The following is a 12,969-nucleotide window of genomic DNA, read 5'->3' as shown; positions in this document are numbered from 1 at the left end:
GAGAAGATGACAAGATATAACTTAGAAGAACGCTTTTTACATGGTGGGGATTATAATCCTGACCAGTGGCTAAATTATCCCGAGATCTTAGCCAAAGATTTAGAACTAATGGAAAAAGCTCATGCTAATACATTTTCCCTTGGTATTTTTGCTTGGAGTGCCTTAGAGCCAGCAGAAGGGGTGTTTCAATTTGAATGGTTAGACAAAATCATGGATCAGCTCGCCGAACGAAACAGTAACGTCATTTTAGCGACGCCAAGCGGTGCGCGTCCTGCCTGGTTGTCTAAAGCATACCCTGAAGTTCTCCGGACCAATGAAAAACGGGAAAAAATGTTACACGGTGGGCGACACAATCACTGTTTTTCTTCGCCAATCTATCGTGAGAAAGTGGCGATCATCAATCGGAAATTAGCTGAACGCTACCACGATCACCCAGCACTATTGATGTGGCATATTTCCAATGAGTATTCTGGAGATTGTCATTGTCCTATTTGCCAAGAAAACTTTCGTCAGTGGGTCAAGCAGAAGTATCAAACGCTAGCAGCCTTGAATGAGGCCTGGTGGGGACCGTTCTGGAGCCATACGATCACCGATTGGTCGCAAATCGAATCTCCTTCACCGATCGGCGAAATGCAAGTTCATGGACTAAATCTAGACTGGCATCGTTTTGTAACCGATCAGACTATTGATTTCTATGAACATGAGATCAAAGACATTCGTCGTTTGTCTCCAGATGTGCCGATCACAACGAATTTCATGGCAGATACCCGTGATTTGATTCCCTTTTATAGTCTTGATTATGGAAAATTTGCCCAGCATGTGGATGTCATTAGTTGGGACTGTTATCCTGCTTGGCATAATGATTGGGGAACGACAGCCGATTTGGCAAGTAAGGTTGGGTTTATCAATGATCAATATCGTAGCTTGAAAAAGCAACCATTTTTGATCATGGAATCAACCCCTAGTGGTGTGAATTGGCATCCAGTCAACCGCACGAAACGCCCCGGGATGCATCTGTTGTCTTCTATGCAATTTATTGCTCACGGTTCAGATAGTAATCTTTATTTTCAATGGCGAAAATCTCGAGGCTCATCTGAGAAGTTCCATGGGGCCGTCGTGGACCATGACAACGACGAGCAAAATCGTGTTTTTCAAGATGTAGCAGAAGTGGGGAAAGCCTTAGAAGAAATCAAAGAAATCAAAGGATTGCACAAAAAAGCCAAAGTGGCGATCATCTATGATTGGGATAACAATTGGGCGCTCAATGATGCGCAAGGTTTTGGTTTAGAGAGCAAACGCTACCCACAAACGTTGCAAGAGCATTACCGCTATTTTTGGGATCATGACATCGCGGTTGATGTCATCACGAAAGATCATGACTTTGATGCTTATCAATTGATCATCGCTCCGATGCTTTACCTCTTACCAAAAGAAACTATGAAAAAATTTCAACAGTATACGAAAAATGGCGGGACACTGGTTTCCACTTATTTGACGGGGATCGTGAATGAAACGGACTTGACCTATTTAGGAGGATGGCCCCAAGAGTTAGAAGAACTGTTTGGTGTGTCTGTGAAAGAAATCGATACGTTATATCCGAAGCAAAAAAATCTGCTTTTAATGAAGGAACAGCAGTACCAAATTCATGATTATTGTAGTATTGTCCAAACAAACACCGCCCAAACGTTAGGGGTGTACAGTGCAGATTTTTATCAAGGTCAAGCTGCAGTGACCGTAAATGATTATGGTGAAGGAAGTGCCTACTATCTTGGAGGACGGACGGATCAAGCCTTTTTGGAAGACTTCTATCAAGAAGTAACACAACAGCTTCGCTTACAAAATGAGTGGGTCCGCCAAGGTTCAACGAACGTGTCGATTCAAAGTAGAGAAAGTCAGCAAGAGCAGCTCGCTCCGACTACCTATTATTTTGTGATGAATTTTTCCGAAGAAAATCAAGAAGTAGAGGTAGCAACTTCAGGAATCGACTTGCTTACAGGAAAAACGACAAACCAACTTCTTCAGTTGGCGCCTTATGAGGTGCAGATCATCAAAGTGACAGCATAAGATCAATAAAACTATTGTGTCAATTATATGAGAAAAAAGAAGTACTAACGCTGATGAAAAGCGTTAGTACTTCTTTTTTATAGAGAATGGTTTAATTTTCTTGCGCAAATTCGGCAGCTTTTGTTCCTGCTTGGCGTCCGAAGATGATGATATCGGCAACTGCATTTCCGCCAATTCGGTTTTCACCATGCAACCCACCAGTTACTTCTCCGGCTGCAAAGAGACCTGGAATGATCTCGTTATCCGTAGCGATCACTTCTGTGTTCGTGTTGATCTTCACGCCGCCCATCGTGTGGTGGATACCAGGAGCAATGGCGATGGCATAGTAAGGTCCTGTTGACAAATCGTTGTCCATTGCCGTGCTGCGTCCAAAGGCTTCGTCTTCACCAGCAGCCACACTGCTGTTCCAGGTAGCGATCGTTTCAGCAAGCGCTGCTTCTGGCATGTCCAATTCTTTTGCCAATTCTTCGATCGTGTCAGCGGATTTGACTAACCCTTGTTGCTCGTAAAAATCAATGGCTGTTACGCGTTCTTTGACACCTGCATCAAAAACTAACGTTGCCGATTTTTCAGGTAGGGCAATAATCGCTTCAGAGACTTTGTCTCGTGTTTCCATTTCATTGAAGAACCGTTCGCCTTCTTGATTGACCAAGATCGCGCCTTCTCCACGGACAGCTTCAGTGATCAACAGTGATTTAGACTGATCCACTGTTGGGTGGATTTGGATTTGCTCTAAATCAACCGTTTGTCCGCCTAACGCTTCGATCATTTTGATTCCATCACCAGTCGAACCCTCTTGGTTCGTTGTCACGTAGTCTGCCAATTCTGGTTTGTACTCGGTGATCATGTCGAAATTGGCACCGAAACCGCCTGTTGTAACGACAACTGCTTTGGCATCAATGGTTTGTTCGTTTCCTTCTACTTCAACGGTCACCCCGTTGACTTGACCATCTTCTTCATTGATTTCTTTGACATCGGCATTTACAAAAATTGGGATTTCCAATTCATGGATGTTGCGCATCAAGCCATCAACTAAGTATTCCCCAACCGCGGAACCATCAGATGGACGGTGCGTTCTTTTTTCACTCATCCCGCCAGTCGTTGTTAAGTTGTCTAAAGTGATACCCATGGAATCTAACCAATCGATCGCTTCTGCTGAATGATCCACAAAGTAGCGCAACAATTCTTCATCATTGGTGTTGTGACCGCCAGCTAATGTTTCTTCATAGAATAGATCGTTTGAATCTTCAATGCCTTCTGCTTCTTGGAATTTGGTTTCTGAAGCGTTCATTCCTGCAGAAGATTTCAATGTATTCCCACCAGAAATTGGCATTTTTTCTAAAATAACTGGGTTTGCGCCAGCTTCCTTTGCTTGGATCGCAGCGGCCATTCCAGCGCCACCCGCACCGACAATCACGACATCGTAGCTGTCTGCAAGTTCGCTAGGGTCTGTGTATTCTTGACCAGATGCAGCTGAAGTTGCATCTGTTTCTTCATTAGCAGATGAACCAGTACTTGTGCTGCTGCTTGTTTGTGAATCAGCTCCACAAGCACTCAAAGTTGCTAACGAGGTTAGGACTAATAGTGTTTGGAAAATTTTCTTCATTGTTTTTATTCCTCCTAAAACTTTTTCCAAATCAAAGACTAACATAGTTGTCATGTTATTTTTAGGTTTTGTTCGAAAAATCACATAATAATTAGAAAAGTTTAATTTATAAAGCGTTTTAGTCGAGATGAAAGGGTTTCTTGGTCATCATAAAAAAGAGTAGATTCGTGAATTTGTGGAAATAGAAGAATTACTGATTCTTTGATTTGTTTGGTATTAATCATGAAGGGAGTATGAAATGAGATTTGATTTTTCTCTTTTCTGTTATTGAAAAAAAGTACGTCACTGAGGTGCCGAGGAACGATCTCTTTTATTGAAAATAAATTAAACGCTTTGCGATCAAAAGATAGAAAGAAATTAGTGGAATCAGTATTTGTGGTCGCCAATTTTTATTCAATAAATAGAGATAGAATCTTGGGTTTCAAGAACCATTGCCAAAAAATTGCGGTGTTTCTTAAAAAAATCAAGAGAACTGTCTTGCAAAACCAATCCTTTCTTGTATAATAAAAATAAGTTAGGTCTACCTAAAAAATAAATAAACTATCCTTAACTATGGAAATGGAGTGAAAATAATGATTACTTTTTCAGAAATATCCGCAGCCTATGATGGCAATCATCAAGTGATCTCGGATTTGTCGTTTCAAGTAGAGAAACCAGCGATCGTAGGGATCATCGGACCAAATGGGGCAGGGAAGTCGACGCTGATCAAAGCGGCGTTGAAGTTGATCCCTTCCAGTGGGAACATGAGTGTCAACAAAAAAGCGTTAAAAGACTTTCAAAAGGAAATTGCCTATGTCGAACAAAAGACTGCGGTTGATTACACGTTTCCGATCACAGTCAAAGAAGTCGTATCTTTAGGCTTGTATCCTAAGATGCGCATGTTCCAAAGAATGTCAGCCAACGATTGGCAGAAAGTGACAGCCGCTCTGGCAGCGGTAGAAATGGAATCCTTTGCGGAGCGTCAGATTGGGGAATTGTCCGGTGGGCAGTTTCAGCGGGTCTTGATTGCTCGAACGTTGGTGCAAGATGCTAACTATATCTTCCTCGATGAGCCCTTTGTAGGGATCGATGCCACCAGTGAAGCGATCATCGTCGGCCTGTTGCGTAAATTGCGAGATGCCGGAAAGACGATTTTTATCGTTCATCATGATCTGGGGAAAATCACCGAATACTTTGATTACTTGGTTTTTCTCAATCAAACCCTGATCGCTGCGGGCCCAGTGAGTGAAGTCTTTACCGAAAGCAATTTGAAGCAAACATTTGGCGATGCGATCATCGTGAAAGGAGGCGTTTAACATGTTGACAAGCTTTTTTACCAGTTTAAGTAACTATCATTTCTTGCAAAATGCCTTGATCACGGCAGTCGCGATCGGAATCGTCGCAGGGGTGATCGGTTGTTTTATTATCTTACGAGGGATGTCCTTGATGGGGGATGCAATCTCTCATGCGGTCTTACCAGGGGTAGCCTTGTCTTATATCTTCGGCGTTCATTTTTTTGTCGGGGCAATCTTCTTTGGGATCTTGGCTTCCATGATTATTACCTATATCGCCAATAACAGCCTGATCAAAAGTGATACGGCGATCGGTATCACCTTTAGTTCGTTTCTAGCTTTAGGGGTTATCTTGATTGGGGTAGCAAACAGTTCGACTGATTTGTTTCACATTTTGTTTGGGAATGTGCTAGCGGTACAAGATAGCGACAAATGGCTGACGATCGCTATCGCTATCCTTGTGCTGGCAGTGATCATCCTTTTCTTCCGTCCACTGTTGATCACGTCTTTTGATCCGATGATGGCAAAGTCTTTTGGGATGAAAGTGCAAGCCTATCACTACTTATTGATGTTCTTATTAACTTTGGTTTCAGTGACAGCGATGCAAAGCGTCGGAACGATCTTGATCGTGGCTTTATTAGTCACTCCAGCAGCAACGGCTTATTTATATACAAAACAATTGAAGCATATGATGATCATCGCAGGGGGTTTAGGTGGTCTCGCCTCATTTATCGGCTTGTTTATCGGGTACAGCTTTAATATTGCCGCAGGATCAAGTATCGTTTTGACCGCAGGAGCCTTTTTCGTGATCGGTTTCTTGTTCTCACCCAAACAAAAGACCAGTCCAGTCAAGCGCTGGTCAGCGACAGCGGTTTTAGCAACGGCAGCTGTAGCCGGTGGCTTCTTTTTGGCACAGCAAAACGGACAGATGGACCAAACAGAAGGGAAACTTTCAGTAGTAGCGACCAATTCGATCATTGCTGATATTACGGAAAACATTGCCGGTGATCGAATCGATCTTCACAGTATCGTACCAGTGGGGCGTGATCCCCATGAATATGAACCTTTAGTGGAAGATGTTCGAAAAGCGACCGATGCTGATCTTATCCTTTACAACGGCTTGAATCTAGAAACTGGCGGCAATGGCTGGTTTACCAAATTGATGAACAATGCCAATAAGGTAGAAAATGAAGATTACTTTGCCGTCAGTGATGGCGTGGATGTGCTTTATTTATCTGATGATGAAGACCACAGCAAAGCCGATCCTCATGCCTGGTTAAATCTAGAAAACGGCATGATCTATGCCCGTAACATCGCTCAACGCCTGAGCGAAAAGGACCCTGACAATCGCTCTTTCTATGAAGAAAACCTTGAACGCTACTTGGCTTCATTAGAAGAACTGGATCAGCAAGCGAAGGAAAACTTCCAATCGATTCCTGAAGAGAAGAAATTGATCGTCACCAGTGAGGGAGCCTTCAAATACTTCTCCAAAGCCTATGGTGTACCGTCTGCCTATATTTGGGAAATCAATACCGAAGAAGAAGGTACCCCTGCGCAAATCAAAAACTTAGTGGATCAGCTGCAAAACTCAGCCGTCGCTTCCTTGTTTGTTGAAAGCAGCGTCAATACTCGTCCAATGCAAAGTGTTTCTCGTGATGCGGGCATTCCGATTTTCGGAACCGTCTTTACCGATTCGATTGCAGAACCGGGAGAAGAAGGCGACAGCTACTATAACATGATGAAGTGGAATCTCGAGACGATTTATCAAGGCTTGAATCAATAAAGCAAAAAAACATCCTTAGCTCGTTCTGGCTAAGGATGTTTTTTCGTCGTATTTTTGTGCTGGAGAAAAGCAAAGAGATAAAATCCGCAGCCCATCAAGGCAGCAAGAAATGCGATGACAGGAAAGTACAACCCCTGACCGTAAACATAGGCTGTATAAGCAAAGAAGGCGATTAAAAACCAGAGTGTTCCTGAGATGACCATTTTTTGGTTCCTCCTAATTGTTTAAAAGTATTTATTTGGTATATTTTAACACGATAGGGGCAAAAAGAAAATCAGCGAATCGAACGTTTGCTGAAACGATTTGCTGATTTTTTCCCAATTACAACGATGAACAGTGATGAACAGTTAAGAAACGTTCAATTGCTGTTGCGGTTCTAAATGGTAATAAAGGATCTCTGGCGGGACGCCGAGTCGGGCGGGAATCTTGGTCATACCGACCCCGCTGGAAACACTCAATAAGGTCTCATTTCCTAAAAGGTAGAGCCCATCGGTATATTTCAACGCGCCCTTTGTTTTCGCATAATAAAAAGGCAAGCGAATCTGCCCGCCATGGCTATGGCCAGAAAGAATCAAGTCGTAGTTTGGCAGATTGGTGATCCGAGAAACATAATCGGGTTCATGGAGCAAAAGCAGCTGCCATTCTGCTAAGGTTGCTTCATAGGTAAAACTGACTTTCGGACTTTCTATATCGATACCGACAATATTCATCGACGTCTTGTCATCAGAACCAAAAACCGACTCATTATCAAGTAAGGTAAACCCTGCATGCTGGTATATTTCCTTAACAAAGTAATGACCGTCATTCAAATGGTCATGGTTCCCCATAACTGCGATCTTACCCAGAGGTGCTTGCAATTTTTTCAGCTTTTCGATCAGTCGCTTGGTTGAACGATGCGGCCATTTTTTATAATTATCGATCAGATCCCCCGTGATGATGATCAGATCCGGCTTGTTTTGGATCGTTGATCGAATGATGCGATTCATTCGTCTTGGTTTAAACCAACGAGAAAAATGGAGATCACTGATATGGGCAATCACGATATTGCTTTCTGCTTGGTAAAGGTCATAAGCTTTTGAAATATCTAAGACGGTGCGCTTGTCTTTTTTTATGAGATAATGCCGTTGTTTGAGAAGATGCGGTTCAATAATAAAGGAGTAAACTAGCAAGCCCGTAAGGAGGAATGCAATAAGAATGAGGGTGTACATGGCGTGGCTCCTTTTTTGATTTGCTAGTTTCTAGCATAGTAGATTCTTACAAAAAAAGCAATCATACGGAAGCAAAAATAACAAAAAATATCCATCGTATTTCGCTTGATTTTTCCATTAAAAAAGATACAAAAGAAGCTGCAACAGCCTATCTTTTGTATCCTAGATCGCAATTATTTGATTTTCACCAATCGTTTGAAGCGTGCCTTGTGCTTGACAGGGATCAAAGCCATGACACAATCATAAGGGACAGAGATGATCGCCCATGCGAGACTTTTACTTGAAGCAAAGGGATAGTTTTGCTGTAAGACAAAATGGCCACTGATCAAGGCAAAACCGATACTACCGACCCACAGCCATTGCGGGTCCCAATTCGTGAAGTGCTGGAGGGCTGTGATGACAAACGGATAGCCGTAAAAGTACAATGCAGTCAAAACGAAAGTGACATTTTTGGTTAATTGACGCAAGGTCAGTAAGAAAAACAAGCCAGAAAGAACGATACCCAATGGAGGAAACAGACTAACTAAGAAGGAATAAACGATACCCCATACGATCATGCCTGGGCCTTTGACGAGAGCAGCTATGACAAAGACAAAAAGTAGGAATAAGAGCTGTTGCGAAAAACTTGCTGCCGTCAAAAGTCCGAAGAAACCAACCAATAACCAGTGAGAAAAAGTCGCTGTTTGATTCTTTTGTGGCGTCTGCTGCTGCAGTTTTAGCCATGTAGCAAAATTGGGGAAATCTTGCTGGAAATTTCGCTGAAAATCGCTATTGAATGCTTGATGGGCATTTTGCTGCCGATAGTAGTGATATTGATTTTTTAACGTGCCTTTAGCTGCTGCTTTTTGGCCAGAAAAAAAGCGGCCGGGATCAATTTTTGATCGTTCCATATTTCCACCTCCATACGATTTCGTTACACTCAGTATAGAGAAAATCAGCTTCGGCGTCCTCCAACTTTGGGCGGATTTTTTTTGCTTGCTGAAAGTTTTCTTAAACTGCTGAAAAAAGCGAAGAGGATTCGTTTCTTAAACCGTCAAAATATGCTAGAGTATAGAAGGACTAAGGAGGAGATTTCATGATTTTTGATTCTCATACACATTTGAATGCAGAACAGTTTAACGAAGACATTCCCGAAACCGTCGCCCGTGCGCATGAACTAGGAGTAACGGAGATGGCGGTCGTCGGTTTCGATCAGCCAACGATTGAAAAATCGTTAGCATTAAGCAAAGAATATCCTGGCATTTACAGCATTATCGGTTGGCATCCCACCGAAGCTGGTTCTTATACCCCACACGTAGAAACCTATTTGCAAGAGCGCTTGGAACGACCAAAAGTCGTTGCCCTAGGTGAAATCGGTTTAGACTACCATTGGATGGAAGATCCGAAAGAAGTTCAAGAAAAGGTCTTTCGTCGGCAAATGGCAATCGCTCGTGAACATCAGCTGCCCATAAGTATTCATACCCGTGAAGCCTTAGAAGATACCTATGCGATCTTAAAGGATGAAAAAGTCCAAACAATCGGTGGTATTATGCACAGCTTTAGTGGAGACGGAGAATGGGCGAAAAAGTTCTTGGATCTAGGAATGTACATTTCCTTTAGTGGTGTCGTGACCTTCAAAAAGGCCACGGAGGTACAAGAAGCTGCACTAGTCGTACCACAAGATCGGCTACTCGTTGAGACTGACGCGCCGTATTTAGCCCCTGTTCCTTATCGCGGCAAACGCAATGAACCCGGCTATACCCATTATGTGGTGGATAAAATCGCGGAGCTGCGGCAAGAAGCGGTCGCTGATGTTGCGGCCTACACGACAAAAAATGCCCACCGCTTGTTTAGGATCAATGACTGATAAACCGAAAATCGAAGAAATCATTGTCGTCGAAGGCAAAGACGACACCCGTCGATTGCAAGAAGTGTTCGAAGTAGATACGATCGAAACGATCGGTTCAGCGATCGATGATACGATCCTTGATCAAATCGAGCATGCCCAAGAGACACGAGGGGTCATCGTGTTTACCGATCCCGATTTTTCGGGAGAAAAGATCCGCAAAATCATTATGGAAGTGGTTCCGGATGCCAAGCATGCCTTTTTACCGCGCAGTCAGGCAGCACCGAAAAGCAAAGGCAGTTTGGGCGTGGAACACGCCAGCCATGAAGCATTGAAAGAAGCCTTGCGAAAAGTCGTAACCCCGATTGCTTCAAATGAAGTCAGTGAAGGAACCATTGATCGCCAACAGTTATTAGCGTATGGCTTGATCGCAGGCGCTGGAGCAAAAGAGAAACGAGAGCGGCTAGGAGATCTTTTACGCATCGGCTATACGAACGGCAAACAATTAGAGAAGCGGCTGGCAATGTTTCGTATCACCGATGCAGAGTTGGCAGAAGCTATGAAAACAGTGGAGGAAGAATTGTGAAGGAAGAACGGGATATAGCAACCCCCTCAAGAACCAAAGAGATTTTAGCGAAACATGGCTTTACCTTTAAAAAAAGTTTAGGACAAAACTTCTTAACAGAACCGAATATTTTACGGAAAATCGTAGAAACAGCAGGCATCGACGAAACGACAAACGTCATTGAGGTTGGACCTGGAATCGGTGCGCTGACCGAACAGTTGGCAAAACATGCCAAGCAAGTGTTGGCGTTTGAAATTGATGATCGGTTGATCCCTGTATTAGCTGATACGATGCAGCCTTACGCAAACGTAAAGATCATTCATCAAGATGTCTTGCAAGCAGACCTATCAACGACCATTCGGTCAGAATTCAGCGATACGGCTGCTTCATTAAAAGTTGTCGCAAATCTGCCTTATTATATTACTACGCCTATCATGATGCACTTTTTAGAGTCTCAGGTACCAGTAGATGAAATGGTCGTGATGATGCAAAAAGAAGTGGCTGATCGAATCTCAGCAGTTCCCGGGACCAAAGCCTATGGCTCGTTGTCGATCGCTGTGCAATACTACATGGAAGCAAAACTGGCATTCATCGTCCCGAAAACCGTTTTTGTACCCCAACCGAATGTTGATTCGGCTATTTTGAAATTGACGCGCCGTCCACAACCAGCGGTCGCAGTCACCGATGAAAAAGAGTTCTTTAAATTAACGAAAGCAGCCTTTCAGTTGCGTCGTAAAACCCTTTGGAACAATTTGCAAAATAGCTATGGAAAAGATGAAGAAACCAAACAGTGGTTGGCAGACAGTTTAGAAGCAAGTGGGATCGATCCGAAACGTCGTGGAGAAACGCTGTCGTTAGCGGAATTTGCCAAATTAAGCAATGAAATGCAAGCGCGCAAAGGATAACTTCTATAAAAACGGATGTTGAATAAACATTCGTTTTTTTGTGTCTTGACACCTTGTGGAAATACCAGTAGAATAAGCAAGACAGAACTGTCATGACACATTGAAGGAGAGAGTATAAATGAAAAATCATTCCATCCGCCATTTAACGATCGCTGCATTGTTAATCGGCATGGGGATCGTCATTCCCATGGTAATGCCCAAAATCGTCATCGGACCTGCATCTTTTACCTTAGCTAGCCATGTTCCCGTATTTGTGGCGATGTTCTTTTCACCAGCGATGGCGATCGCTGTAGCTTTAGGAACGACCTTTGGCTTTTTCTTAACACTACCACCAATCATTGCATTACGGGCATTGTCCCATGTTGTTTTTGCAGTCATCGGTGCCTTTTATTTACAGAAGCACCCAGATATTTTACTGAAAAATGGCAAACCCTCTTTATTGAATATCAAATTTCAGAGCTTTAACTTGATTATCGGACTGATTCATTCTGCCGTTGAAATGGCAGTCGTTGCCGCCTTTTACTTCACAGGAAATGTACCAGGGACAGCATTCGATGGCAATTTCTACTATTTCTTGTTCGTTTTGATGGGGATCGGTGGCTTGATCCATAGCTTGATCGATTTCAATTTGGCTTATTTTGTTGCAGGTGCCTTAAGCAAACAATTTGATATTCGTTCGTTTTCAAAAGCAAAAGGACGCTTTATTCAGAAACAGAAGAAAGCGGCATAAGCGCCAGTTTGAATAGACCCGCTGCGTAAACGGGTCTATTTTTTTGTGTTTAGATTAAGAAAATACTCCCTCTTAAAACGTTTATTATAGTGAAATAATAAACAGAAATAAGTTATAATATAAAAGAGGAGGAAGTAGATGAAGAAGAAAAAGTTAAAACGGTTACTTTTAGGTATGTTCGTCTTGATGCTCTTCTTTCTGCTGATTTTTTATGACAGTAAGAATGGGCAGTCCCCCTTTGAAAAGATAGAGGATGAATTGACACTAGCACTTTCGGATGAAGAACAAACACCAGAGCCTGAATACAGTGACGTTATTCAATTGGACGTTCCGTTAGAAAATCAATTCGATGAAGTTACGTTAGGAAATGGTTGTGAAGTAACGGCTTTATCGATGCTCTTGAATTTTTACGGATTTGATACCAATAAAAATCAATTGGCAGAAGAATTAGTGTATGTCCCACTTTATGAGGATTATAATCACCATGGAGATCCGCGAGAAGGCTTTGTTGGAAACATCTATGGCGGCGATAGCGCGATGGGTGTTGACGTAGAACCGATCACTGATGTCGCCGAAAGTATTGTAAAAGAGCAATATGAAGTCGTTAGTGGACGAGACAAAAGTTTTGATGAGATCGTCAAAGTCCTGCAATCTGGGAAACCAGTTTGGATGATCGCGACGTTAGAATTACAAGTACCTACCGATGCTGATTTCTTTCAATGGAATACCCAAAATGGCGAAATCCTTGTGACTGCATTGATCCATTCGGTAGTGATCACTGGCATCGATGGTGATACGATGTATGTCAACGACCCTTATGGGCATAAGGATCGCGAAGTCAGCAAAGAAGACTTAGCAGCGATCTATGAAAAAATGGGTCAGCAATACTTATATTTAGAAGAAATCTAAGAAAAAGTCTCAACTTGCCGTTGACAGTAAATGAAAAAACAATTATAATTTTTTAAAATTAAACAAAGATTTCGATAACGTTGAAGAGAAGAGTAGCAGATCA

Annotated in this window: 12 protein-coding genes and 1 pseudogene; 9 read left to right on the top strand and 4 right to left on the bottom strand. The window is 42.6% G+C overall.

The features are described from left to right. Window positions 1–6: 6 nt before the first annotated feature. Entirely contained in the window at window positions 7–2,064 is a 2,058-nt protein-coding gene (locus IGI86_RS11205) for a beta-galactosidase (protein ID WP_430617288.1), read from the top strand. A 91-nt stretch (window positions 2,065–2,155) separates the two neighbouring features. Here the strand turns inward: IGI86_RS11205 and IGI86_RS11200 are convergent, their stop codons facing one another. Further along, window positions 2,156–3,670, bottom strand: coding sequence for a flavocytochrome c (locus IGI86_RS11200; RefSeq protein ID WP_008378933.1), 1,515 nt, complete (start codon window positions 3,668–3,670; stop codon window positions 2,156–2,158). Between the two features lie 572 nt (window positions 3,671–4,242). On the opposite strand from IGI86_RS11200, the gene IGI86_RS11195 reads away from it, so the two are divergent. The 3 genes and pseudogenes from IGI86_RS11195 (at window position 4,243) to IGI86_RS11185 (ending at window position 6,724) form a co-directional block, all read left to right on the top strand. Continuing rightward, window positions 4,243–4,965: a metal ABC transporter ATP-binding protein gene (locus tag IGI86_RS11195; protein WP_430617287.1), complete on the top strand. Its 723-nt coding sequence runs from the start codon at window positions 4,243–4,245 to the stop codon at window positions 4,963–4,965. A gap of 1 nt (window position 4,966) precedes the next feature. Then, window positions 4,967–5,719: pseudogene (locus IGI86_RS11190) on the top strand (iron chelate uptake ABC transporter family permease subunit); the annotation flags it as partial. 129 nt (window positions 5,720–5,848) lie between these two features. Continuing rightward, on the top strand, window positions 5,849–6,724 hold the full coding sequence (locus IGI86_RS11185; RefSeq protein ID WP_050790983.1) for a metal ABC transporter solute-binding protein, Zn/Mn family: 876 nt from the start codon (window positions 5,849–5,851) through the stop codon (window positions 6,722–6,724). 29 nt (window positions 6,725–6,753) lie between these two features. On the opposite strand, the gene IGI86_RS11180 is transcribed toward IGI86_RS11185, so the two are convergent. The 3 genes from IGI86_RS11180 to IGI86_RS11170 all read right to left on the bottom strand — a co-directional run bounded on the left by IGI86_RS11180 (window position 6,754) and on the right by IGI86_RS11170 (window position 8,822). Next, complete coding sequence (locus IGI86_RS11180) at window positions 6,754–6,927, bottom strand: hypothetical protein (protein ID WP_005234804.1); 174 nt, start codon at window positions 6,925–6,927, stop codon at window positions 6,754–6,756. Between the two features lie 144 nt (window positions 6,928–7,071). Beyond that, entirely contained in the window at window positions 7,072–7,932 is an 861-nt protein-coding gene (locus IGI86_RS11175; protein WP_005234806.1) for a metallophosphoesterase, read from the bottom strand. A gap of 173 nt (window positions 7,933–8,105) precedes the next feature. Beyond that, the gene (locus tag IGI86_RS11170) at window positions 8,106–8,822 is read right to left on the bottom strand and encodes a hypothetical protein (RefSeq protein WP_086332562.1); all 717 of its coding nucleotides are present in this window, start codon (window positions 8,820–8,822) and stop codon (window positions 8,106–8,108) included. A gap of 185 nt (window positions 8,823–9,007) precedes the next feature. On the opposite strand from IGI86_RS11170, the gene IGI86_RS11165 reads away from it, so the two are divergent. The 5 genes from IGI86_RS11165 (at window position 9,008) to IGI86_RS11145 (ending at window position 12,866) form a co-directional block, all read left to right on the top strand. Continuing rightward, the gene (locus IGI86_RS11165; protein WP_016613564.1) at window positions 9,008–9,778 is read left to right on the top strand and encodes a TatD family hydrolase; all 771 of its coding nucleotides are present in this window, start codon (window positions 9,008–9,010) and stop codon (window positions 9,776–9,778) included. Further along, window positions 9,771–10,343, top strand: coding sequence for a ribonuclease M5 (rnmV, locus tag IGI86_RS11160; RefSeq protein ID WP_005234813.1), 573 nt, complete (start codon window positions 9,771–9,773; stop codon window positions 10,341–10,343). The genes IGI86_RS11165 and rnmV overlap by 8 nt, the downstream gene beginning before the upstream one ends. Further along, window positions 10,340–11,227, top strand: a complete 888-nt coding sequence (rsmA, locus tag IGI86_RS11155; RefSeq protein WP_008378923.1) for a 16S rRNA (adenine(1518)-N(6)/adenine(1519)-N(6))-dimethyltransferase RsmA — start codon at window positions 10,340–10,342, stop codon at window positions 11,225–11,227. The genes rnmV and rsmA overlap by 4 nt, the downstream gene beginning before the upstream one ends. A 118-nt stretch (window positions 11,228–11,345) precedes the next feature. Further along, complete coding sequence (locus tag IGI86_RS11150; protein WP_005225537.1) at window positions 11,346–11,957, top strand: hypothetical protein; 612 nt, start codon at window positions 11,346–11,348, stop codon at window positions 11,955–11,957. 138 nt (window positions 11,958–12,095) lie between these two features. Beyond that, window positions 12,096–12,866: a C39 family peptidase gene (locus IGI86_RS11145; RefSeq protein WP_016613561.1), complete on the top strand. Its 771-nt coding sequence runs from the start codon at window positions 12,096–12,098 to the stop codon at window positions 12,864–12,866. The last annotated feature ends 103 nt before the right edge of the window (window positions 12,867–12,969 follow it).

It is taken from the genome of Enterococcus sp. AZ188, from assembly GCF_050544075.1.
GTDB lineage: Bacteria > Bacillota > Bacilli > Lactobacillales > Enterococcaceae > Enterococcus_D > Enterococcus_D entomosocium.
Note: the sequence above shows the minus strand (reverse complement) of the source record. Positions and strands in the feature narration are given on the sequence as shown.